Here is a 21,960-nt window from a genome sequence, read left to right as displayed (position 1 = left end):
TGTGGCACGATCCTCACGTTCGTCAGGTCGGGGATAGGGAATGCCTGCTTTTTATCGACTGCTTCAAGGAATCGGTTTCGCTCTCGGCCTCTGCCTGGCCGCATGGGCAATAGGCCTACTGTTCGTGGTGGGGCTCGGCGAGGTCGCGCCCAACGTGCGGGGCGGGTTCTTCACGACCGCAGGCGTCTTGCTTTTGCTCGCCACGCCGCTGCTGGCGTGGCCCTATTGGCCACGCGTGGCACGATGGGCCGCGGGCATCGCGCTGTGCGGACTGGCCGGCCTGGTGAGCTTCTATGCGTTTCGCTCTTCTGTGGCCGGGCCGTTGATCAAGGCCTCGGCAGTGGCCCTCTGCGTGCTGGCCGTGGTGCGCGTGGTCCTGGCATGGCGACGCTCGGAACCGACCAGCGCGCCGCAGGAATAGCGCCAATCCGGCCTCACGACAGGGCGGCCTCCACTTCGCGGGGCGTATCGGGCTGGGTGGCGGTCTGCCGCTTCAACTCGATGACCCGCGACGCGGCAGCAATCGTCTCCTGCCGGTGCGCGATGATGATGCGGGTCAGCCGCAGGCTACTCACCACCTCGTTGACCTTGCGCTCGTTGGCGCCGTCCAGGTGGCTGGTCGCTTCATCCAGGATCAGCAGCTGCGGCTTGCGGTAAAGCGCACGCGCCAGCAGCACGCGCTGGCGCTGGCCGCCGGACAATGCCGCGCCCATGTCGCCGATCGGGGTGTCGTAGCCCATCGGCATCGCCATGATCTCTTCGTGAATCTGCGCCATGCGCGCGGCGGCCTCGATGTCCTCGCGCTTGCCGTCCGCGGCAAAGAAGCTGATGTTCGCGGCGATCGAGCCGGCGAACAGGCTGTCGTCCTGCAACACCGCGGCGGCCACGTCGCGAAAGCGCGCCTTGCCGAGCTGGCGGATGTCCACGCCGCCCCAGCGTATCTCGCCGGCGTCCGGCTCCAGCAGGCCCAGGATCAGCTTGGCCAGCGTCGATTTGCCGTCGCCCGAGGCGCCGACAATCGCCACGCATTCGCCCTCGGCGATGTCCATGTCCAGCCCGTCCAGCACCCACGGTTCGTTGCTGCCATACCGAAAGCACAGGCCGCGCACCTGCAATGCGCCGCCACCTGCGGCCAGTGCGCCCTCGCCTGCCAGCGCAGCTTCCGGGCGCGCGGTGGCGATCTCGGCGATGCGCTCGGCGTGCATGCCCAACATGCGGATCTCGTAGAGCTGGTTGACGAAGTTGGCGCTGCGGGTGGAGAACAGGTCGGCATAGGCGATGAAGGCCACCAGCATGCCAGCGGTCATCTCGCCCGCCATCACCAGCGTGGCGGCGTACCACACCACGCCCACGCGGAACACGCCGAACAGCAGGCCGTTGGCCAGTTCGAAGCCGAGCTGCCAACGCTGCACCACCACGTCGCGGTTGATCGTCTCGGCCAAGGCGTTGCCATAGCCGCCCAGGCGGCTGGCCTGCTGGTTGGCCAGCTGCAGCGAGCGGATGCCGCGAATGGCTTCGAGCAGGTTGGATTGCTGCCGCGCGGCCTGGGCGATCTTCTCCTCGCTCGCGCGCCGCAGCGGGGCGAAGAAGTAGGCGCGCAGGCCGAGGTAGGCGGCGAACGCCACCAGCACCCACGCGGTGAGCTTGGCGCTGTAGAGGAACATCAACACCAGCGTGAACACGCACATCACGCCGTCCAGCACGGTGGCGACGAACTGGCTGGAGAGCACGTTCTGGATCGACTTCACCGAGGTAAAGCGCGAGACGACGTCACCGACATGGCGCCGCTCGAAGAATGTCGCGGGCAAGTGCAGCAAGTGGCGGAACAGGTTCGATTCCCACTGGTGGTTGAGGTTGGCGCCCAGCCAGGTGATGTTCCAGCCGCGCAGGGCGGTCACCACGGGGCGAAAGATCGCCAGCAGGCCGAAACCGAGCCCGATCAACACCAGCAGGCTGTCGTCGTGGGTGACCACCACCTGGTCCAGCACCCATTGCATGTAGAACGGGGCCACCAGGGTGAAGCCCTCGATCACCAGCGACAGCGCCAGCACGTGCAGCAGCGCGCGCTTGAGCCCGCTCACCTGCCCCAGCACGGCGGCCAGCGAGGTCCGCCGGCGGCGGCGCGCGCGCTGGAAGTCCAGGCTGGGTTCCAGTTCCAGCGCCACGCCGGTGAAATGGCGGCCGGCCTCGGCCAGCGGCATCGCCACTTCGCCACGCGCCGGGTCGTGGATCACCAGCGTGCCGCGCCGCACTTCCTTGAGCACCACGAAGTGGTCCAGGTCCCAGTGCAGCACGCACGGCGCCTGCAGCTGCGCCAGCTCCTCCAGCTCCAGCCGCAACGCGCGCGGGGTGAGCTTGAGCGCGATCGCATCGCGCATCAGGCTCAGCAGGGTGACGCCCTTCATCGACACCGGGTCGCGCTGGCGCAGTTCGCCCAGCGTGATGCCGTTGCCGTGGTAGTTGGCCACCATCACCAGGCAGCACAGGCCGCATTCGGCGAACTCGCTCTGCTGCACCACCGGCAGCCGCTCCAGGCCGCGCGGTTTCCATACCGGTCGGATCACCTCTTCCATGGCGGCTCCTCAGTCCATGACCTTGCGGCCAAACCCCAGCGCGGGGCCCAGCATCCATTCCACCAGGCGGCGGCGTTCGAGCATCACGTCGGCCTGGCAGGTCATGCCGGGCAGCAAGCCGTGCTGGCGTCCGTCGCCGGTCATCGACTGCGTATCCAGCGCAACGGTGGCGACGTAGTAGCTGGCCTGCGCGCCCGCCGAGCCGATGCCTTGCAGGTCCGCGCCGCGCGTGGGGTTGCGGTCCACCGCCACCACGCGTCCGGCCAGGTGGCCGTATTTCTGGTACGGGAAGGCATCCAGCCGCATCAGCACGCGTTGCTTCGGCTCGACGAAACCGGCCGCTTCGCCGTTGATGAGCAGCGTGGCCTCCATGCGGCCGTTGGCCGGCAACACGGCGACCATCACCTGCCCGGCCTGCACCACGATGCCGGCCTTCACCGGCAAGGCGGTGACCACCCCGTCCACCGGCGAGAGCGTGCGCCAGGTACGCCGGGCTTCCTGCTCGATCACCGCCAGCCGCAGGCGGCTGATGTCGCCCTGGATCGCGTTGTCGCGGCTGCGTCGTTCGATGGGCAGCCGCGCCAGGTCGTTGCGCGCCACGGTCAGCTGCTCGTCGAGCTGGCTGATCTGCACGCGCATGGATTTCTCCTGCACCTGCACCGAGATCAGCTCCTTGCGGGTGGATTCGAACTCGGCCTGGGACAGGTATTGCTGCGCGCGCAGGCGCTCGTAGCGGGCCTGGCGGCTGCGCAGCACGTCGATCTGCTCGCCGAGCAGCGCGCGTTGGTCCAGCAGCGCGGCACGCTGCACCTGCAAGCCGGCGATGCGCTGGCGCAGGTCGTCCGCCTTCAGGTCGAAGCCGCGCAGGCTGCCCGCCCGCTCGTCGGCGGCGAGCTTGCCTTGCGTGCGCAGTTCGCCGGCGATCGCGCGGTTGACGTCGCTGGAATCCTCGCCGCCCTGTTGCACGGCGTATTCCACCAGCGGTTGGCCCTTCTTCACCACCTGCCCGCGCTGCACCAGCAGGCGCGAGACCACCGAGGCGCGTTCGGCATGCACCTGCACCAGGCCGACGGTGGAGGTGACCTCGCCGCTCACCGTCACCCGCCGCGTATAGCGCCCGGTGCATACGAACACCAGTGCGGCGAGTAACAGCGCGCTGAACACTGCCGTGTAGGCGGTGGTGGCCACCGGCGTGGCCAGGCGGATGCGGCCCAGCGGCGAGGATTGCGCCGCGGCCACCGCTTCATCACGGAACAGTCGCGACATCGGGCGTCCTGATCGAATCGAGCATGGCCAGCAGGCCGAGGATGCTGCCGTTGCCCGAGGACGGCGGCGCCAGCAGTTCGAAATCGTCGTTGAGGGCAAAGCCCAGCGGCAGCTTCTCCGCGCGCATGTGGCGCGCGATGGTCACCTGCGGGTCCACCAGCGCGACCAGCCCGGCGGTGCCGCGCTGGAACATGCGCGGGTGGTCGCTGACCACGACGACGGGCAACGGGTCGGCCGAAGCGCTCACGTGCGCGGACAGGCGTTCCAGCAGGTCGTAGCAGCTGGTGCAGGAGGACGAGAGCGCCACCACCACCAGGCCGGGCGCGGTGCCGAGCAGTTCGCCCACCTGGCGCGCCTGGCCGCTGGTCGAGTGGCCGAGCACCTGCTCGGGCGCCAGGCGTTCCGGTACCTCGCCGTGCAGGCGTTCGGGGCGATAGAACGCGGTCTGGTAGCGCCGCAGGCGCAGCCACAGGTAGGCCGCGCCCGCCAGCACGCCGCCGGCCACCGGGATGGCCCAGCGCACGAACGGTTCGGCGAGCAGGCCGCGCTGCCGCCAGAGCACCGCATCCAGCGCGCACGCCAGCAGCAGCAGCGCCACGTGCAACGCGGGCCCCTTCGGCGTGAGCGCACCGAAGCAGTCGCACGCGGCTTCGCGGCCGCGTAGCAGCGCCAGCGCGGTGCCGCCGGCCACCACCGCGGTGATGAACACCGCACCCGACAGGCGCGCCGGCACGCCCAGCGGTGCCAGCAGCAACAGCGCGGCGAGCAACAGCGCGCCCTGCACCACGGGATGACTATCCCAGCGGCGCTGCCCGGACGGAAACACCCGCTTGGCCATCACCGAGAACATCCCCAGCTGCGCGAGCAACGCGCACGCCAGTACCAGCGGTCCCTGCACGAGGATCGATTGCATCGACATCCTTATCTCCCGACATGTCCTGGTCGAAAAGCCATGCCCGGAAAACCCCGGGCATGGCCCCGGCATCAGCCGGCCTGCATCAACAGACCTGGGTGCCGCCGTCGCACAGGATGCAATCGGTCATCAGGTACCACAGGAAGCCGCCCAGCGACGGACCGCAACCGGCGGCACGGCCGCCGCTGACTTCGACGATTTCCTTGGCAGTGAGCTTGCGCATAAAAACTCCTTTTCTAGCAATGGAACCAGGCGCTTTTCGCCTGGCTATCGGGCACGTCATGCGCCCAATCCGGGAACACGGGCGCAGGCATGGCGGCCGGGGAGGCCGAGCTGCGCGACGTGGAGACTGCGTGCGGATGCAGGGCGCCTCCGCAAAAACCTCAGTGGACCTGCATGCGCCTGAGCCACTGCGCGCCCAACGCCGTCACGACGACGGTGGCGGCCAGCACGCCTATCCACCACGCCGCCTGCGGCACCTGCAAGGCGTGCATGGGCATCGACCAGGGGTAATAGCCCGCCGCATGGCCCAGCGTGCTGGCGCCCAGCAAGGCCACGAGCGTGGCGACCAGCCCGACCGCGATGGCGGCCACGAAACTTTCCAGCCGGACCGCCACCAGCAACTGCACCGCAGCCAGCACCAGCGCGGCCACGAACGTCCCCCCCAGCCGGCCGGCGAGGAAGCCGCCCGCCGCGCCCAAGGCATCGGGCGCCAACCCGAACGCCGCGCAGGCCGCCATCGCCGCGAGCCACAGCACCACGTGGCCCAGCAGCAGCAGCGCGAACAGGTTGACGCTCTTGGCCACGTACAGCGACGCACGCGACACCGGCAGCGCGAGCAGGTATTTCCACTGTCGGTTGCCGTGTTCGAGCTGCGCGATCAGCACCGCCTGCAGCGTCGCCATGATCGGCAGCACGAAGCTCGCCCAGATGCGCAACAGCGAATCCAGGTAGGCCTCCCAGCGCGCGATGCCCTTGGAAGCGGCCAGCACGTCCAGGTTGGCCAGCACGAACAGGCTCAGCAGTACCGCGCACACGGGCGCGGCGATCGCCATGCCCCGGGCGAAGGTGCGCTTGAGTTTGGCGTGCTCGGCGCGCACGCAGTCGATCCAACGGTTCATGCGCCGCCCTCCTTGCCCGTCGCCAGCGCGAAGAAGCGCTCCAGGCTGTCGTGCCGTGCGCCGAGCGCGTGCACGTCGATGCCGGCGGTCACCAGCAAGCGGTTGATGTGCGCGGCCTCGCTGGCCTGCGCGTCGACCCGCAGGACGCCTTCGGCCTCCACCGCCGCCGCGTGCCCCGCTTGTGCCAGCAGCGCGGCCGCGCGGGCGGGATCGCCGCATTCCACCCGCAGGCGGCGTTCGCGCAGCGCGGCCAGCTCGCCTTGTGCCAGCAGCCTGCCCTTGTGCAGCAGCCCGACATGCGTGGCGACCTTCTCGACATCGTCGAGCAGGTGGCTGGACAGGAACAAGGTCATGCCGTGCTCGCGCACCAGCTCGCGCATCAGTGCACGCATGTCCGCCATGCCGGGCGGGTCGAGCCCGTTGCTGGGCTCATCGAGGATCAGCAGGCGGGGCCGGCCCAGCAGCGCCAGCGCCAGGCCCAGGCGCTGGCGCATGCCCAGCGAATATTGGCGCACCAGGCGGTCGGCGGCATCGAGCAGGCCCACGGTGCGCAGCGCGTCGTCGATCTCGCCGCGCGGGCGGCCGAGCAGCAGCGCGGTGATGCGCAGGTTCTCGCGGCCGGTGAGGTGCGGATACAGCGACGGCCCTTCCACCATCGAGCCGATGTGCGGCACCGCGCGCGGGTCGGCGGCGCGCGGCGCGCCGTCGATGAGGATCTGCCCGCGCGTGGCGCGCAGCAGGCCCAGCAGCAAGCGAATCGTGGTGGTCTTGCCCGCGCCGTTCGGGCCGAGGAACGCGTAGATCGCGCCGGCCGGCACGGTCAGGTCGAGATCCCACACACCGGCATGTGCACTGTAGGCGTGACTCAAGCCCACGGTCTGAATCATGGCCGCGGTCATGGCCGCGCCCCCATCCTTGAGGTCTGCATGTCCTTTTCCCCATTACAAGCGTTTTCTTCATCACGGCGGAATGCTCCCCAGCATTCCGTCCCTTGCGGGCCAACCGTGATGGCGCGGGCACCATAGCGGCCCGCGCGGAAAACTGTCAACGCCCCGGCCTCGCGTTGCGTTGACGGAAGCGCCCGTGCCAGGCGCGATACGTGACCGAGGTCACGCCATGCGCCTCAGCCGCGCGGATGCACCACCACGGTGGCGGTCATGCCCGCCGCCAGTACCGTGCCCTGCGGCAGGTGGTCGGCATCGATGTGCACGCGCACCGGAATACGCTGCGCCAAGCGCACCCAGTTGAAGGTCGGGTCGACGTTGGCGAGCAGGTCGCCGCCGGCCGGGTTGTCGGCATCGGTGATGCCGTGCGCCACGCTCTCGATGGTGCCCTGCAGTTCGGTGCCGCCGCTCATCAGCCGCACCTCGACCGGATCGCCCACATGCAGCGCCGGCAACTTGGTCTCCTCGAAGTAGCCGTAAATCCAGAACGAATGCTGGTCGATCACCGCCACGCGCGCGGCGCCGGCGTTGGCGTAATCGCCGGTACGCACGTCCAGGTTGGTGACGTAGCCATCCACCGGCGCACGCACCTCGGTGCGCGCCAGGTTCAGCGCGGCGGCGGCCAGCGCCACCTGCGCCTGCGCCACGGCGGCGGCGGCTTCCTGCTGCGCGGCGGTGGCCTGGCGCTGGCTGGCGTGCGCCTGGGCGACGCCGGCGCGCGCGGCGTTGGCGGCGGCCAGTGCGTCGCTGCGCGCCTCCTCGGAAATCAGGCTGCCCTGGATGCGCTGGCGGCGCTCATACTGGGTCTGGTACTTGACCAGGTTGGCCGCCTGCTCGGCGGCGCTGGCCCCGGCGGCCTGGATGCTCGCGCCGGCGGCACGCGCGGCGGCCTGCGCGGCGGCGAGGTTGGCCTGCGCCTTGTCCAGCTCGAAGCGGTAGCGGCTCTGGTCGATCACGAACAGCAGCTGGCCCTTGCGCACCTGCTGGTTGTCCTTCACCGCCACCTCGGTGACCAGCCCGGCGACGTCCGGCGCCACGCGCACCACTTCGGCGCGCACGCGGCCGTCGCGGGTCCATGGCGAGTACATGTAGTGCTTCCACAGCAGCACGCCCACCAGCACGGCGAGCAGGACGACCACGGTGGTCAGGCAGAAACGCATCAGCGACATCAGGCGGGGATTCATGGCGGGACTCACAGCAGGAGCAGCGCGACGCTGCTGAACAGGACGAGGAACACGGCGATGCGGAACAGCGAGGGATGCCAGACGTGGCGATACAGCTGGTAGCGGCCGGCGACCCAGTCCAGGCCCCAGAACACCGCCAGCATGGCGACGAACAGGATCAGCAGGGTCGGCACCAGGGTGCCGCCGAGGGCGATTTCACGAGGCATCGGTCGAGGTCTCCGCGCCCGCCGCGGCGGCGGGCATGTAGCGCGCCATGACCGACTGGTCGTCGACCAGGGCCAGGCGGATCAGGTGCAGGTGTTCGCGCACGAACGGCAGCGCGACGCTTTCGCCCGGCGTGGCGCGCGCGCAGGCGAGCGCGGCATCCACCGCGTCGAGCGCGGCCTGGTAGGCGGCCGTGGACGGGTGTTCGAAGAAGCGGCCCAGCGCGTTGACCGCGGCCTCGGCGGCAGCTTCCATCCGCGGAGAGAGCGGCTGCTCGCGGTGGTCGTGCCGTAACTCGATGATCGCCCGGCCGGTTTCGTGCACGGCCAGCGCCCACGACAGCAAGCGGCGCGACTCGTCGCTGCCGGCCACGGTCTGGGTGACGATCTGGTGGAACAGGTCGCGGTTCACGCTCTCGAAGCGATAACGCAGGCCCGGCAGCGGCGCTTCGGCCGCCAGCGCGACCTGCCCGCGCAGCGCGGCCAGCTGGCGGCGGCGCAGCCACGCGCTGCCGATCGCCGGCGGCACCAGGCCGAACATCAGCACCACCGCGCCCAGGCCCAGCATCTGCGCGACGCCGTCGTTGATGAAGTGCACCGGGTTGAACACCATCGGGTTGGTGATCGACAGGATGTAGGCCAGCCCCATGCTGCCGCCCAGCCCGTAGAGCGAGAGCGCCGGGCGGGTGAACAGGTAGCCGCCGATCATCAGAAAGGGCAGCACGCTGGCCACCAGCAGCGGGAAGCCGTCGACGCGGGTGAGCACGAAGAACACGCACACGAAGCCGGCCACCATGCCGCCGAGGTAACCGAAGGCCACCTTGATCGTCACCCGCACCGGGCCGGGCGCGGTGGCGAACAGGCCGGAGAAGATCGTCGCCAGCAGCATCGCGTTGGCGCCGGCCGGCCAGGCCGAGCCGATCCAGAACAGGGCCAGCAGCCCCATCGTGGCGACGGTGCGCACGGTGGCCAGCGCGGCGCCGGCGAAGTCGTTGCCGCGCAGGAAGCGCGCGCGCTCCACCACGTTGCCGGGAATGCGATCGCCGCGCATGTCCAGCTGCGAGATCACGTACAGCTCCAGCTCCTGGGCGAAGCGCTGCACCAGGCCCGCGCCCACCTCGAAGTCTTCCGCGCGCGCCGCCTCCAGTGCGGCGCCGAGCACCGCCGCCTGCGCCGGCATCGCGTGGCGCGCACGGCGCAGGCGATCCAGCAGCGCGCGCGAGGGCGTGGCATCGGCCAGCGCCTCGCCAAGCGGGCGGTACAGGCCGATGATCGCCGCGGCCACCGCTTCGCCGCCGTTGCGCTGCAGGCGGTTGAGCAGGTGGTGCAAGGACTGGAAGCTGGTGGACACCGCCATGAAGCGCTGGTTGGCCAGCTCCATGTGCGCGCTGCGCGCACGCGCCTGCGGGTCCTCGAAGATCACCGAGCTGCGCAGGTCTTCCAGCGTGACCGCATCGCGCACGAACCGCAGGTGCGCCTTCTCCATGTCCTCACGCGGGATCGCCCCGCCGGTGCTGCCGCGCATGAAGCCGATGAAATGGTCGTACTGCAGGCGCGCAGTCTGGCGCAGCGTGTCGCGCACGCGTACCGGGAACACCACGTCGTTGACCACGGCGCTTACCAGCAGGCCGAGCATCAGTTCGGTGATGCGGTACATCGCCGATTCGAACACGCCGCCGGGGGCGTCGATCACCGGCAGGGCGATGATCGCGGCCGTGTAGCCGGCCAGCACGAAAGCATAGGACTTGAAGTTGCGGTACAGCGTGGCGCCGCCCGCGCACAACCCCACCCACAGCGCCATCGCGCCGAGGAACAGCACGCGCTGCTGCGGGAACGCCCCGACGATGAGCAGCGCGGCCGCCGCGCCGGCCAGGGTGCCGAACACGCGGTAGAAGCTCTTGGCCAGCACCATGCCGGACTGGCGGTGCATGACGATGATGGTGGTCATCGCCGCGGTGTTGGGCGAAGGCAGCTGCAGTCGCATCGCCAGCCACAGCGCGATGAAGTACGACAGCGCGGTGCGCGCGATGAACAGCCAGGCATCGCCCTCCTCGCGGAGGAATTGCCAAAGCGCCTCGCGCCGTGCAGCGGCCGATGGGAGGGAAACGGTGGACATCGCGTCTTGCCTGGGAGGGGGGTGTTACAGCCTTTCCATGCTGTCGAGCATCTTCTTCAGCAGCTTCTCCAGCCGCAGCTGTTCGGTCTCGCCCAACCCGCCGACCTCGTTGTCGAGCAGCACGCAGATGCCGGGCAGCATGCGTTCGATCAGCGCCACGCCGGCCGGCTCCAGCGTAAGGGTGACCTTGCGGCGGTCCTCCTCGTGGCTGGCACGGCTGATCAGCCCCTTCTCGCAGAGCTGGTCGGTAAGGCGGGTGACGTTGGCGGATTTCTCGCCGGCGGCCTCGGCCACCTCGCTGGGGGTCAGCGATTGGTCTGGCGTGCCGTACATCATCATCAGCACGTCGTACTCGGGATGGGTGATGCCGTAGGGCTTGAGCAGGCCGTTGGCGTTGGCGTGGATGCGCTTGTAGAGGTGCTTGATCAGGCGCACCAGCACCGCCGGCTCGCGCGGGAACGCGGGATAGCGCTCACAGGTCACGGCCAGGCGCCGTTCGACGGGTTCGAAGCTGCTCATGGGAGGCTCGGGTTTAGGCCAGGCCCATATAATACACTTCTGAACTATATTTTTGTGAATTAAGCTGTTCCGCAGGCGGAACGGTGCTGGTTCGACTGGGTGCCTTCTTCTTCCTTGTAGGAGCGGCTTCAGCCGCGACGCGCTAAAAATCCGCCACGAACGCGCCCATGGCACGGGCAACGCCTTGAAACTGGATGATTCCGGTCTCGGCGGAAGCCGCTAGTACGGTTCGGGGAACCGTTGCGCGGGCGTTGGATGCGTTTGGCGCACCGCCAGCCTACCGCGGCGCGCGGTACCCGCCCGGCACGCCTTCCGGCGAGAGCACCAGTTGCCACAGCTGGGCATGCCGGCAGCGGAAGCTGGCCATCGAGCCGGCCAGGTAGAAGCGCCACATGCGGCGGAAGCGCTCGTCGTAGCGCGTGCCGTCCAGCCGCGGCCAGGCAGCTTCCACGTTGGCCCGCCAGGCCTGCAGCGTGCGGTCGTAGTCGGCGCCGAAGTTGTGCCAGTCCTCGATGACGAACAGCCCTTCGCTGGCCTCGGCGATCTGCCGCGCCGATGGCAGCATCGAGTTGGGGAAGATGTAGCGCGCGATCCACGGGTCGGTACGGTGGCGGCTCACGTTGGTGCCGATGGTGTGCAGCAGGAACAGGCCCTGCGGACGCAGGCAGCGCCGCGCCACCTCGAAATAGCCCGGGTAGTTCTTGTCGCCGACATGCTCGAACATGCCGACGGAGAACACCGCATCGAACGGCTCGTCCAGCTCGCGGTAGTCCTGCAGACGGATGTCGATCGGCAGCCCCGCGCACAGGCGGCGCGCGAATTCGGCCTGCTCGGCGGAAATGGTGACGCCCACGCCGCTCACGCCGTAGCGCTCGGCGGCGAACTTCAGCGCTTCGCCCCAGCCGCAGCCGATGTCCAGCACGCGCTGGCCGGCCCGCAGGCCAAGCTTGCGGCAGATCAGGTCGAGCTTGGCCTCCTGCGCGGCATCCAGGTCCTGCGCCTGTGCCCAGTAGCCGCAGCTGTACACCAGCCGCTGGCCGAGCATGGCCTGGTAGAGGTCGTTGCCCAGGTCGTAATGGCGGCGGCCGACCTCGTAGCTGCCGCCGCCGGCCTGCAGGTTGAACAGCCGCGCGCGCAGCGCGTCGCCGATCTCGCCCCAGCCATGCACGCGCTCGTCCAGCCGCGCGCGCATCAGGTGCAGCAGGAACACGTCCAGCGCGTTGGCGTCCCACCAGCCATCCATGTAGCTCTCGCCCAGGCCGAGCGAGCCCTGGGCGAGCACGCGCGCGTACCAGTGCGGGTCATGGACCTGGATGTCCTGCGGGCGCTGCCCGCCCACCTCCACCCCCGCCTCGGCGAGCAGGGTCTCGACTCGGTTGCGCAGGCGCTCGGGCATGGCGGCTCCGGCTTACGGGGCGAACAACTCGGTGTATTCGGGGGCGACCAGCGGGCGCAGCACCGCGGCCGGGACGTCCGCGCTCTGCGTACCGTCGGAGTACGGACCCACCTGGTAGGGCGGGAACACGAAGCGCAGCGCGGCGATCTTGCCCGAACCGTCCAGGATCGGCACGAAATGCTCGAAGTTGGCCGCCTCGGCGCCGGTGCCCTCGCCGATCATCTTGTCGGCGTTCTTCAGCAGCGCCTCGGCGTCCGGCGGGGCGAGCTTGTCGGCCACCGTGCGCTGCTGCGCGGCCTCGTGCAGGCGCGCGGCGACGTACTGGCCCACCGTGCCCCAGCCGGCCGCGTTCGGGATGAGCTTGGCGGCCGTCAGCAGTTCGTTGCGCCCGGGCAGCCAGACGAAACGCGCCACCAGCGGTTCGCCGTGCGCGCCGCCGGTATAGCGGCTGCCATCGGCGGCCACGGCCACCACGGTGGGCGTGTCGAGCACCTGCTGGAACGCCAGCGACAACTCGTAGGGCGCGGTGGGCTTGTCGTTGCCCAGGCCGTCCACGGCCTGCATCAGCTCCGCGCGCGCGTCCTCGCCGTAGCGGCGCACGGCATCGGCGAGCCCGGGATAGCGGTCCAGCCCCTGCGGATAACTGATGCCCACCACGTAGCGCGGGTCGTGTTCGATGACGTCCTTCAGCGGACCCGATGCCGGCGCGGTCGCCGGCGCGTCGGCCGCGGGGGCGTTGTCCATCACCGGCGCGGGCGTGTCCGCCGCCGGCGGCGCGGCCGGTTCGCGCTGGCATGCGGCCAGCGCCGCCACCAGGGCCATGGCGCCCATCCACTTCCCTGCCCCCACTGCACCCAACCGCTTCATCCTCGACTCCTTGATTCCATGAAAGCCTGCCCGCTCAGGCGAGCAGATCCTGCTGCGCCGGGTGGCGCTGCATCCACGCCGCTGCGTAGGCGCACTCCGGGCGCACCTTGTAGCCCTTGGCGCGGGCGAAATCCAGCGCGTTTCGGACCAGATCGCCCGCCACGCCGCGCCCGCCGATCGCCGCCGGCACGCCGGTATGCACCAGGCGCATCACCCCGTCGGCCAACGTGTATTCCAGTACGCCCTGGTGGCCGTCGATATCGACCACGAACCGCTGCCCCGCCACGTCGTGGCGGATGGCCGGCCCGGCTGCTTCGTTCATGCGCGATCCCCCTGGCATCGGGCGGCATTGTCGCCAAGCCGGCGCGACCCCGGCGTGAAGCCTGCGGCGCGAAGCGGACGCATCGCGTCACTTTCGGCCCTCAAGTCGCCGCGCGCGCGGCCGATACCGCCTGCGGACGCCCCGAAAAGGTTGGCACGGGATTTGCGGCTTCCGTCACAAACACCGAAGGAGAGGTAGGCCATGAGCATCGACCCCACCCCGTCGCAGCGCGACGCGGACAGCTCCCTGCTGGAAGGCCTGTTCCAGCTCGTCGTCAGCGGCCACACGGGCGGTAGCGAGTTCGAGCAGTTGACCCACGAAGTCTATGGACGCCTGCTCGATGCCTATGCGGCCACCGACGGCAAGACCAGCGTGATGTTCCGCCGCACCGCGGCCTGAGTTCGCTCAAGGGGGGGCCGTCCGCGCTTCGGGGCGGGCGGTTCCCCCACCCTTCAGCCCGCGCCGCCGGAGAGCTGCGCGAGGAATGCCGGCACCAGGCCCGGCGCCATCGCCACCATGAACAGCACGCCGAAGGCGGCGCCGGCCAGGTGCGCGCTGTGGTTGATGCGATCGCCGCCGCGCCGGTCCATCCAGATGCTGTAGCCGACATAGAACACGGCGTAGAAGATCGCCGGGATCGGAATCGGGATGAAGAACAGGTACAGCCGGGTCCACGGGTCGATCAGGATGTAGGCGAACAGCACCGCCGACACCGCGCCCGACGCGCCCAGGCTGATGTAGTTCGGGTTCTTCTGGTTCTTCAGGTAGCTCGGCAGGATCGAGACCACCAGCGCGGCCAGGTAGAACAGCGGATAGGTCAGCCACGTGCCGGTGACCTGCACCATCGCCCGCTCGATCCAGCGCCCGAAGAAATACAGCGTGAGCATGTTGAACAGCAGGTGCATCCAGTCCGCGTGCACGAAGCCGTAGGTCACCAGCCGGTCGTACTCGCGGCGGCGGTCGATGGCCGGCGGCCACAGCACCAGGCGGTCGGCGAGCTTGCGGTTGGTGAACGCCATCCACGAAACGATGGCGGTGATGGCGATCAGGATCAGGGTGATCATCGACGGGCTCGGGGATCAGGCAAGGCGGTAATGGTCGACCACGCGGTAGCGCCGCGCGTACAGGCCGAAGGCCAGTGCGGCGAGGAACGCGAAGCCGGCGAAGAAGAACATCAGGAACGCGGTCTCGCTCAGGCCGGTGCCGGCGATGTGGCCGGTCACCGTATCGTTGCGCACCGCCACGTTGGACAGCAGCACCCACAGGTTGCCGACCGTGGTGGTGAGGTTCCAGAAGCTCATCACCACGCCCTTCATCGAGGCCGGCGCCTGGCTGTAGGCGAACTCCAGGCCGGTGGCCGAGACCAGCACCTCGCCGAAGGTGAGCAGCGCATACGGCAGGATCTGCCAGGCGATGTGCATGGCATCGCCACCGTCCATGAGCACCTGGATCCCACCGACCACCACCCAGGCCAGGCCACTGAAGGCGATGCCGGCGGTCATGCGGCGCAGCGCGGTGGGTTCGTACCCCAGCCGGCGCAGCAGCGGGTACAGCACCAGGTTGTTGAACGGGATCAGGATCATCACCAGCGCCGGGTTCAGCGCCTGCATCTGCGATGCGGTGAACCACGACGGCATCACCATCTCGCGGCCCTGCAGCACCCAGGTGGACGCCTTCTGGTCGAACAGCGAGAAGAACGGGGTGACCAGCGCGAAGATCACCAGCACCCGCAGCACCGCGCGCGCGCCATCGACGGCGTTGTCCGGATGCACGCCGCGCGCGCGTTCCAGCTGCCACCAGGTGCCGCCGCCGATGCCGGCCAGCAGCAGCACCATCGCCAGGCACAAACAGATCACGATGCCGAGCGTCTCCACGAAGCCGAAGCTGGCCAGCGCCAGCAGCACGGAAAGCGAGGCCAGCACCAGGCCCGGACGCCCTTGCCCCGACGCCCTGGCCAGCAGCGCGGTGCGCACGACGTGGGCGAACGAATGCGGGTCCTTCGGCGGCAGCGGCACGCGCACATAGCGATGGCGGCCGGACCAGAACACCACGGTGGCCACGAACATCAGCAGGCCCGGGATGCCGAACGCCCACGCCGGGCCGAGATGCTTCAGCGCCAGCGGGATCAGCAGCGAGGCGAACAGCGAGCCGAAATTGATGATCCAGTAGAAGGCGTCGAAGGCGACCTTGGCCAGCTGCTTGTTCGACTGGTCGAACTGGTCGCCCATGAAGGAGGCCACCAGCGGCTTGATACCGCCCGCGCCCAGCGCGATCAGGCCCAGGCCCAGGAAGAAGCCGTTGCGGTCGCCCTCGAACAGCGCCAGGCAGGCGTGGCCGGCGCAGTAGACCAGGCTGAACCACAGGATGGTGTTGTACTTGCCGAAGAAGCGGTCGGCCAGCCAGCCGCCGAGCAGCGGGAAGAAGTACACCCCGATCATGAAGCTGTGCATGATGTGCTTGGCCTCGGCCTCGCGGCCGGGCGCGGTCACCTCCTGCAACAACAGCGAGGTGATCAGGAACTGCACCAGGATGTTGCGCATCCCGTAGAAGCTGAAGCGCTCGCACGCCTCGTTGCCGATGATGAAGGGAATCTGGCGCGGCATGCGCGCCGTCGCGGTGGCGGCCGGGGAAGAGGTCGTCATCGGGAAGTTCTGCAGGACAAACCCCAAGCCTAACCGATCGCGCCGCGCGCTGCCCCACTCGCCGCAGTGCAGCTTGGCCCCTGGCGCCGCATCACTTAGGCTCATCGGTCTCCTCCCCCCACGGAAGCTGTGGATGCGTCTGTCCGCCCTGCTGCTCTGCGCCCTCGCCTGCTCGGCCACGGCGGCGTCGCCCGCGCTGACCACGGTGTCCGAGCGCAGCGGGTTCCAGGACACCGGCCGCTACGAGGAGGTGATCGCGCTGTGCGAGGCCTTCGCCGCGCGCTATCCCGCGGCGGTGCGCTGCCTGCAGTTCGGCACCACGCCGGAGGGCCGGCCGATGCAGGCGCTGGCCATCTCCACCGCCGGCGCGCTCGACCCGGCCACCGTCGCCGCCCGGCAGTTGCCCGTCGTGCTGATCCAGGGCGGCATCCACGCCGGCGAGATCGACGGCAAGGACGCCGGCTTCCTCGCCCTGCGCGAACTGCTGGACGGGCAGGCCGCCCGCGGCACGCTGGACAAGGTGGTGTGGCTGTTCGTGCCGGTGTTCAACGTGGATGGCCACGAGCGCTTCGGCGCCTGGAACCGCCCCAACCAGCGCGGCCCGCGCGAGATGGGCTGGCGCGTCACCGCGCAGAACCTCAACCTCAACCGCGACTACGTCAAGGCCGACGCGCCGGAGATGCAGGCGATGCTGCGCCTGGTGCAGCAGTGGGACCCGCTGCTGTACGTGGACCTGCACGCCACCGACGGAGCGCAGTTCGAGCACGACGTCTCGGTGCAGGTCGAGCCGGTGCACGCCGGCGACGCGCGCCTGGCCGGCGACGGCCGGCGGCTGCGCGATGGCGTGCTGGCCGATCTCAAGCGCCAGGGCTCGCTGCCCCTGCCCTATTACCCCTCCTTCGTGGTGGACGACGACCCGGCCTCCGGCTTCGAGGACGGCGTGCCGCCGCCGCGCTTCTCGCACGGCTATTTCCAGCTGCGCAACCGCTTCGGCATGCTGGTCGAAACGCATTCGTGGAAGCCGTACCCGCAGCGCGTGCGGATCATGCGCAACACCATCGTGTCGGTGTTGCAGCAGGCCGCGCGCCAGGGCACGCAGTGGCGCGCCGATGCCGACGCGGCCGACCGCCGCGACCTCGCCGGCCAGCCGGTGGCGCTGGACTACAAGGCCACCGACAAGGCACGCACGGTGGCGTTCCGTGGCTACGCCTACACGCGCACGCCCTCGCCGGTGTCCGGCGCGCTGATGACGCGCTATGACGAGCGTACCCCGCAGGTCTGGCGCATCCCGTTGCGCGATGACATCCAACCCAGCGTGGTGGTCACCGCGCCGCGCGGCGGCTACGTGGTCCCCGCCGCGCACGCGGCATGGGTCGGCGAGAAGCTGCGCGTGCACGGCATCGCGTTCCAGGTGCTCGGCGAGCAGGGCACGCTGCCGCTGGAGACCTTCCGCGCTGATGCAGCCGAGTTTTCCGCGCAATCGGTGGAAGGCCACCAGCGCTTGAGCGTGCAGGGCCAATGGCAGGACGAATCGCGCCCGGTCGGCGCCGGCGCGCTGTTCGTGCCCATCGCCCAGCCGCAGGCCCGCCTGGTGATGGCGCTGCTCGAACCGCAGGCGCCGGATTCGCTGCTGCAGTGGGGCGAGTTCAACAACGCCTTCGAGCGCAAGGAATACATGGAGGCCTATGTGGCCGAGGACGTCGCCGAGCAGATGCTGGCCGGCGATCCCGCGCTGAAGGCCGAATTCGAACGCCGCCTGCGCGAGGACGCGGCCTTCGCCGCCGACCCGCGCGCGCGCCTGGACTTCTTCTACCGCCGCCACCCCAGCTGGGACGAGCGCTACCGCCTCTACCCGGTGATGCGCAGCGCGCAGCCGCTGCACTGATTCCCGATTTTCTCCTTCCCTTCCCAAAGCGATCGCACGCCCGCCGATGAAAACGTTTCCATATTTCCTTGGATGCCTGCTGGCCTTCTCGCCCCTGCTCGGCGCCGCCGCCGACGCCCCGCCCCAGGAGAGCGCACAGGCCGCGGCCGCGCAGCCGCTCACCGTGGTGACGCTCAACCTCTACCACGACCGCGAGGACTGGCCGCGCCGCCGCGTACAGATCCTGGAGGCGTTCCAGCGCCTGCGCCCGGACGTGATCGCGCTGCAGGAAGTGATCCAGCGCGAAGGCCAGCAGAACCAGGCGCAATGGCTGGCCGACGCGCTCGGCTACCAGTGGCGTTTCGTGAGCACCGATCCGGCCGGCAGCCCGATGCGCTACGGCAACGCGCTGCTCACCCGCCACCGCGTGCTGGGTGATGGCGAGCTGCGGCTGCGCCCGCTGGAAGACCATCGCACCGCCGCGCGTGTGCGGCTGGACATCGGCGGCCAGGCGCTGGACGTGTACGTCACCCACCTGTTCTGGGAACACACCGCCGCTGGCGCGACGATGCGCCAGCAGCAGCTGGCCGACCTGCTCGAATGGATGAACCGGGATTCGGCCGGCGTGCCGGTACTGCTCGCCGGCGATTTCAATGCCAGCAGCGAAGCGCCGGAGCTGGCCGCGTTGAACGCCGGCTTCGACGACGGCTACCGCGCCGTGCATCCGGGCCGCGACCGCGCCAGCGACAGCACGCTCGATCCGGCCAGCGCACCGCCGATGCGCGTGGACCACCTGTTCGCCCAGCGTGGCCGTTTCCAGGTGCTGGCCAGCGAGCGCCTGTTCCAGCAGCGCCAGGACGGCGTGCGCGCCTCGGACCATTACGGCGTGCTGACCACGCTGCGCCCGCTGCCGCCGCAAGCCACCGCGCAACCCTGGCGCGACCCCGCGCTGGCGCCGGACCGCCGCGCCGCGCTGCTGGTCGCGGCGATGACGCAGGACGAGAAGTTCGTGATGATCCGCAGCTACTTCGGCATCGGCGACAAGCGCCCGCCGCTGTCGCTGGGCTCGGCGGGTTATGTACCGGCGATCGAGCGGCTCGGCATCCCGGCCCAGCAACTGGCCGACGCCGGGCTGGGCGTCACCAACCCGGGCGGCATGCGCGCCGGCGACGTTTCCACCGCCATGCCGTCCAACCTCGCGCTGGCGTCCTCGTGGAACCGCGAGCTCGCCTTCGAGGGCGGCCGCACCATGGGCCGCGAGAGCTGGCAGCAGGGGTTCAACGTGCTGCTGGCCGGCAGCGTCAACCTGCAGCGCGACCCGCGCAACGGACGCAACTTCGAGTATGCCGGCGAGGACCCGCTGCTGGCCGGGCGCATCGTCGGCGAATCGATCCGCGGCGTGCAGGCCGAGCACGTCGTCTCGACCATGAAGCACTACGCGATGAACGACCTGGAGACCGCGCGCAACTTCCACAGCGCCAAGATCGGCGAGCAGGCGATGCGCGAATCGGACCTGCTGGCGTTCGAGATCGCGCTGGGCATCGGCGAGCCGGGCTCGGTGATGTGTTCCTACAACCGCATCAACGGCACCTACGGCTGCGAGCACGACGAACTGCTCAACCGCATCCTCAAGCAGCAGTGGCGGTGGCCGGGCTACGTGATGTCCGATTGGGGCGGCGTGCACAGCGGCTCGAAGGCCGCGCTGGCCGGGCTGGACCAGCAGTCCGCCGGCGAGGTGTTCGACAAGGCGGTGTACTTCGATGCGCCGCTGCGCATGGCCGTGTCCGCCGGCGTGGTGCCGCAGGCGCGCCTGGACGACATGGTGCGGCGCATCGCCCGCGCGTTCTTCGCCACCGGCGCGTTCGACCATCCGCCGCAGCGCGGGCCGATCGATGCCGAGGCCGGGCTGCGCGCCGCGCGCCAGGTCGCCACCGAAGGCAGCGTGCTGCTGCGCAACGAGCGCAACGCGCTGCCGCTGGCGGCCGACGTGCAGCGCATCGCGGTGATTGGCGGCCATGCCGACAAGGGCGTGATCGGCGGCGGCGGTTCCTCGATGGTGGGCTGGACGGCGCTGGGCACCAATGCGGTGCCGGGCCTGGCGCCGACGAAGTGGCCGGGGCCGGTGATGTTCCATCCTTCCTCGCCGCTGCAGGCCTTGCGCGAACGCTTCCCGCACGCGCGCATCGACTACGCCGACGGCACGGACCGGGCGGCCGCGGCGCGGCTGGCGCGCGATGCGCAGGTAGCGGTGGTGTTCGCCACGCAGTGGGCCGCCGAGTCGGTGGACCTGCCGGACATGCGGCTGCCCGACGGGCAGGACGCGCTGATCGAGGCGGTGGCCGATGCCAACCCGCGCACCGTGGTCGTGCTGGAGACCAACGGGCCGGTGCGCCTGCCGTGGCTGTCGAAGGTGCCGGCGGTGCTGCAGGCGTGGTTCCCCGGCATCGGCGGCGGGCCGGCCATCGCCGACCTGCTCAGCGGCCAGGCCAATCCTTCCGGCCACCTCCCGGTAAGCTGGCCGGTGGACGAATCGCAGCTGCCGCGGCCGCACATCGCGGGCCTGGGCTTCCAGCCGGCGCAAAAGCCGGACGATGTCATCGACTACGACATCGAGGGCGCGCAGGTCGGCTACAAGTGGTTCGACGCGCGCGGCCTGCGCCCGCAGTTCGCGTTCGGCCATGGCCTGTCCTACACCACCTTCGCGTTCGGCCAGCTGAGCCTGGTCCAGCAGGGAGCGCGCGTGTTCGCCAGCTTCGAGGTGCGCAATACCGGCGCGCGTGCCGGCGCGGCGGTGCCGCAGTTGTACGTGCGCCTGCCGGGCGAGGCGGCGAACCGGTGGCGGCTGAGCGGCTGGCGCCGGGTCGACCTGCAGCCGGGCGAAACGCGTCGGTTGGAGGTCGAACTGGAGCCGCGCACCCTCGCCCGCTTCGACGTGGACGCGCAGCGCTGGCAGATCGACGCCGGGCGCTACGAGGTCACGTTGGCCCAGGCGGCCGATGCGCCGTCCGCGCAGGCCACGCTCGAACTGCCGGCCACCCCGCTGGCGATCGACTGCCCCGACGCACGCGCGTGCACGGCGCCTGCACCCTGACCCGTTAGCATCGCGGCATGTCCCTCTCGTATCCCCTGCGCCGCATCGCCCGCTGGACCTGGCTGCCGACCCTGCTGGTCGGCGGCTGGGCGCAGGCGCACACGCCGGGATTGCCGCTGGCCCTGCCGCCCGGCGCGGGCGACGGGGTGCTCACCGTGGCGACCTTCAGCCTGGCGCCCGACCAGGGACGCTGGCTGGACCATCGCGACGGCATCGTCGAAGCGCTGCGCGCGCTCAAGCCGGACGTGGTCGCGTTGCAGGACGTGCAGCAAACGCCGGAGATGCCCAACCAGGCCTGCTGGCTGGCCGCGCAGCTGGACTACGGCTGCAGCTTCATCAGCGCCGACCCGCCCAGCCGGCCCACCCGCCAGGGCAACGCGTTGCTCACCCGCCGCCCGGTCACCGGCGATGCGGTGACGCTGCTGCATCCCTTCGAGATGGCCAGCACCGCCGGCATGGTGCGGCTGGAAATCGGCGGCATGCCGGTCAACGCCTACGTCACCCAGTTGCATCCGGGAGCGGCGCACAGCGACGACGGGCTGATCCGCGCGCGCCAGGTGGTCAACCTGCTGCGTTGGATGGAGGTCACCGACGACGGCCTGCCGACCGTGTTGCTGGGCGACTTCGCCTGCGCGCAGGGCGCGGCCGAACTGGCCGCGCTGCAGGCGCAATACCAGGAAGCCCGGCCGCTGGCCTCGCGCGAGCAGGAAGGTGCGCTGCCGGCGTTGCCGGCGGCGATGGAGAACGGCGAGCCGCGCTACGACCACATCCTGTTGCGGCGCGACAGCTTCCGCCTGCTGCGGCTGGCAGCCCTACGCCTGCCCGGCGCCGAGGGCCCCACGGCGCGCGGTCTGGTCGCCACGGTGCAGCTGTTGCGCCCGGTGGCGGCGCCCTGAAAAGCGAAAGGCCGGGCGAACCCGGCCTTTGCTGCGTGCCAAT

The 21,960-nt window shown here is 70.0% G+C and carries 20 protein-coding genes; 5 read left to right on the top strand and 15 right to left on the bottom strand.

What is annotated here, in order from left to right:
• Positions 1-40: 40 nt before the first annotated feature.
• On the top strand, positions 41-421 hold the full coding sequence (locus P6166_RS13030; protein WP_277764882.1) for a hypothetical protein: 381 nt from the start codon (positions 41-43) through the stop codon (positions 419-421).
• Between the two features lie 13 nt (positions 422-434).
• Here P6166_RS13030 and P6166_RS13025 read toward each other — a convergent pair whose 3' ends face one another.
• The 13 genes from P6166_RS13025 to P6166_RS12965 all read right to left on the bottom strand — a co-directional run bounded on the left by P6166_RS13025 (position 435) and on the right by P6166_RS12965 (position 13,424).
• Positions 435-2,573 (bottom strand): peptidase domain-containing ABC transporter, encoded by a 2,139-nt coding sequence (locus P6166_RS13025; RefSeq protein WP_277764881.1) that lies wholly within the window; start codon positions 2,571-2,573, stop codon positions 435-437.
• Between the two features lie 9 nt (positions 2,574-2,582).
• Positions 2,583-3,839, bottom strand: a complete 1,257-nt coding sequence (locus P6166_RS13020; protein ID WP_277764880.1) for an HlyD family efflux transporter periplasmic adaptor subunit — start codon at positions 3,837-3,839, stop codon at positions 2,583-2,585.
• Positions 3,820-4,758: a hypothetical protein gene (locus P6166_RS13015; RefSeq protein WP_277764879.1), complete on the bottom strand. Its 939-nt coding sequence runs from the start codon at positions 4,756-4,758 to the stop codon at positions 3,820-3,822. The genes P6166_RS13020 and P6166_RS13015 overlap by 20 nt, the downstream gene beginning before the upstream one ends.
• A gap of 79 nt (positions 4,759-4,837) precedes the next feature.
• Entirely contained in the window at positions 4,838-4,975 is a 138-nt protein-coding gene (locus P6166_RS13010) for a hypothetical protein (protein ID WP_161809468.1), read from the bottom strand.
• 160 nt (positions 4,976-5,135) lie between these two features.
• On the bottom strand, positions 5,136-5,873 hold the full coding sequence (locus P6166_RS13005) for an ABC transporter permease (RefSeq protein ID WP_277764878.1): 738 nt from the start codon (positions 5,871-5,873) through the stop codon (positions 5,136-5,138).
• Positions 5,870-6,760 carry an ATP-binding cassette domain-containing protein gene (locus P6166_RS13000; protein WP_277764877.1) on the bottom strand — a complete coding sequence of 297 codons (891 nt, stop codon included), beginning with the start codon at positions 6,758-6,760 and terminating at the stop codon, positions 5,870-5,872. Before P6166_RS13000 ends, P6166_RS13005 begins: the two co-directional genes overlap by 4 nt.
• Before the next feature lie 236 nt (positions 6,761-6,996).
• On the bottom strand, positions 6,997-8,001 hold the full coding sequence (locus P6166_RS12995; RefSeq protein ID WP_277764876.1) for an HlyD family secretion protein: 1,005 nt from the start codon (positions 7,999-8,001) through the stop codon (positions 6,997-6,999).
• Positions 8,002-8,009: 8 nt separating this feature from the next.
• Positions 8,010-8,207 carry a DUF1656 domain-containing protein gene (locus tag P6166_RS12990; RefSeq protein ID WP_277764875.1) on the bottom strand — a complete coding sequence of 66 codons (198 nt, stop codon included), beginning with the start codon at positions 8,205-8,207 and terminating at the stop codon, positions 8,010-8,012.
• A complete protein-coding gene (locus P6166_RS12985) occupies positions 8,197-10,320 on the bottom strand; it encodes an FUSC family protein (RefSeq protein ID WP_277764874.1) in 2,124 nt (707 codons plus the stop codon). Before P6166_RS12985 ends, P6166_RS12990 begins: the two co-directional genes overlap by 11 nt.
• 24 nt (positions 10,321-10,344) lie before the next feature.
• A complete protein-coding gene (locus P6166_RS12980; RefSeq protein ID WP_277764873.1) occupies positions 10,345-10,839 on the bottom strand; it encodes a MarR family transcriptional regulator in 495 nt (164 codons plus the stop codon).
• Between the two features lie 277 nt (positions 10,840-11,116).
• Complete coding sequence (gene cfa / locus P6166_RS12975; protein WP_277764872.1) at positions 11,117-12,235, bottom strand: cyclopropane fatty acyl phospholipid synthase; 1,119 nt, start codon at positions 12,233-12,235, stop codon at positions 11,117-11,119.
• Between the two features lie 12 nt (positions 12,236-12,247).
• Positions 12,248-13,057: a DUF3298 and DUF4163 domain-containing protein gene (locus P6166_RS12970; RefSeq protein ID WP_277764871.1), complete on the bottom strand. Its 810-nt coding sequence runs from the start codon at positions 13,055-13,057 to the stop codon at positions 12,248-12,250.
• Positions 13,058-13,136: 79 nt separating this feature from the next.
• Entirely contained in the window at positions 13,137-13,424 is a 288-nt protein-coding gene (locus tag P6166_RS12965) for a GNAT family N-acetyltransferase (protein ID WP_277764870.1), read from the bottom strand.
• A 201-nt stretch (positions 13,425-13,625) separates the two neighbouring features.
• On the opposite strand from P6166_RS12965, the gene P6166_RS12960 reads away from it, so the two are divergent.
• The gene (locus tag P6166_RS12960) at positions 13,626-13,823 is read left to right on the top strand and encodes a hypothetical protein (protein ID WP_277764869.1); all 198 of its coding nucleotides are present in this window, start codon (positions 13,626-13,628) and stop codon (positions 13,821-13,823) included.
• Positions 13,824-13,876: 53 nt separating this feature from the next.
• On the opposite strand, the gene P6166_RS12955 is transcribed toward P6166_RS12960, so the two are convergent.
• Together P6166_RS12955 and P6166_RS12950 are read right to left on the bottom strand one after the other, a co-directional pair.
• Positions 13,877-14,488, bottom strand: coding sequence for a rhomboid family intramembrane serine protease (locus tag P6166_RS12955; protein ID WP_277764868.1), 612 nt, complete (start codon positions 14,486-14,488; stop codon positions 13,877-13,879).
• Positions 14,489-14,503: 15 nt separating this feature from the next.
• Positions 14,504-16,066, bottom strand: coding sequence for an oligopeptide:H+ symporter (locus P6166_RS12950; RefSeq protein ID WP_277764867.1), 1,563 nt, complete (start codon positions 16,064-16,066; stop codon positions 14,504-14,506).
• Between the two features lie 133 nt (positions 16,067-16,199).
• On the opposite strand from P6166_RS12950, the gene P6166_RS12945 reads away from it, so the two are divergent.
• From P6166_RS12945 to P6166_RS12930, 3 genes are read left to right on the top strand one after another with little or no spacing between them, the layout of a single operon-like run.
• The gene (locus P6166_RS12945) at positions 16,200-17,951 is read left to right on the top strand and encodes a M14 family metallopeptidase (protein WP_277764866.1); all 1,752 of its coding nucleotides are present in this window, start codon (positions 16,200-16,202) and stop codon (positions 17,949-17,951) included.
• 46 nt (positions 17,952-17,997) lie between these two features.
• Complete coding sequence (locus tag P6166_RS12935; RefSeq protein ID WP_345781876.1) at positions 17,998-21,021, top strand: glycoside hydrolase family 3 C-terminal domain-containing protein; 3,024 nt, start codon at positions 17,998-18,000, stop codon at positions 21,019-21,021.
• A gap of 17 nt (positions 21,022-21,038) precedes the next feature.
• Positions 21,039-21,917: an endonuclease/exonuclease/phosphatase family protein gene (locus P6166_RS12930; RefSeq protein ID WP_277764865.1), complete on the top strand. Its 879-nt coding sequence runs from the start codon at positions 21,039-21,041 to the stop codon at positions 21,915-21,917.
• Positions 21,918-21,960 lie beyond the last annotated feature (43 nt).

It is taken from the genome of Stenotrophomonas sp. HITSZ_GD (assembly GCF_029543105.1).
Classification (GTDB): domain Bacteria; phylum Pseudomonadota; class Gammaproteobacteria; order Xanthomonadales; family Xanthomonadaceae; genus Stenotrophomonas_A.
This window is presented reverse-complemented; position numbering and strand designations above follow the sequence as displayed.

What these genes read in the sequence shown, in the direction of transcription:
- P6166_RS13030 (WP_277764882.1), top strand. Translation starts at nt 41, where the DNA reads ATGCCTGCTTTTTATCGACTGCTTCAAGGAATCGGTTTCGCTCTCGGC.
- P6166_RS13025 (WP_277764881.1), bottom strand. Translation starts at nt 2,573, where the DNA reads ATGGAAGAGGTGATCCGACCGGTATGGAAACCGCGCGGCCTGGAGCGG.
- P6166_RS13020 (WP_277764880.1), bottom strand. Translation starts at nt 3,839, where the DNA reads ATGTCGCGACTGTTCCGTGATGAAGCGGTGGCCGCGGCGCAATCCTCG.
- P6166_RS13015 (WP_277764879.1), bottom strand. Translation starts at nt 4,758, where the DNA reads ATGTCGATGCAATCGATCCTCGTGCAGGGACCGCTGGTACTGGCGTGC.
- P6166_RS13010 (WP_161809468.1), bottom strand. Translation starts at nt 4,975, where the DNA reads ATGCGCAAGCTCACTGCCAAGGAAATCGTCGAAGTCAGCGGCGGCCGT.
- P6166_RS13005 (WP_277764878.1), bottom strand. Translation starts at nt 5,873, where the DNA reads ATGAACCGTTGGATCGACTGCGTGCGCGCCGAGCACGCCAAACTCAAG.
- P6166_RS13000 (WP_277764877.1), bottom strand. Translation starts at nt 6,760, where the DNA reads ATGATTCAGACCGTGGGCTTGAGTCACGCCTACAGTGCACATGCCGGT.
- P6166_RS12995 (WP_277764876.1), bottom strand. Translation starts at nt 8,001, where the DNA reads ATGAATCCCCGCCTGATGTCGCTGATGCGTTTCTGCCTGACCACCGTG.
- P6166_RS12990 (WP_277764875.1), bottom strand. Translation starts at nt 8,207, where the DNA reads ATGCCTCGTGAAATCGCCCTCGGCGGCACCCTGGTGCCGACCCTGCTG.
- P6166_RS12985 (WP_277764874.1), bottom strand. Translation starts at nt 10,320, where the DNA reads ATGTCCACCGTTTCCCTCCCATCGGCCGCTGCACGGCGCGAGGCGCTT.
- P6166_RS12980 (WP_277764873.1), bottom strand. Translation starts at nt 10,839, where the DNA reads ATGAGCAGCTTCGAACCCGTCGAACGGCGCCTGGCCGTGACCTGTGAG.
- cfa (WP_277764872.1), bottom strand. Translation starts at nt 12,235, where the DNA reads ATGCCCGAGCGCCTGCGCAACCGAGTCGAGACCCTGCTCGCCGAGGCG.
- P6166_RS12970 (WP_277764871.1), bottom strand. Translation starts at nt 13,057, where the DNA reads ATGGCCCTGGTGGCGGCGCTGGCCGCATGCCAGCGCGAACCGGCCGCG.
- P6166_RS12965 (WP_277764870.1), bottom strand. Translation starts at nt 13,424, where the DNA reads ATGAACGAAGCAGCCGGGCCGGCCATCCGCCACGACGTGGCGGGGCAG.
- P6166_RS12960 (WP_277764869.1), top strand. Translation starts at nt 13,626, where the DNA reads ATGAGCATCGACCCCACCCCGTCGCAGCGCGACGCGGACAGCTCCCTG.
- P6166_RS12955 (WP_277764868.1), bottom strand. Translation starts at nt 14,488, where the DNA reads ATGATCACCCTGATCCTGATCGCCATCACCGCCATCGTTTCGTGGATG.
- P6166_RS12950 (WP_277764867.1), bottom strand. Translation starts at nt 16,066, where the DNA reads ATGACGACCTCTTCCCCGGCCGCCACCGCGACGGCGCGCATGCCGCGC.
- P6166_RS12945 (WP_277764866.1), top strand. Translation starts at nt 16,200, where the DNA reads ATGCGTCTGTCCGCCCTGCTGCTCTGCGCCCTCGCCTGCTCGGCCACG.
- P6166_RS12935 (WP_345781876.1), top strand. Translation starts at nt 17,998, where the DNA reads ATGAAAACGTTTCCATATTTCCTTGGATGCCTGCTGGCCTTCTCGCCC.
- P6166_RS12930 (WP_277764865.1), top strand. Translation starts at nt 21,039, where the DNA reads ATGTCCCTCTCGTATCCCCTGCGCCGCATCGCCCGCTGGACCTGGCTG.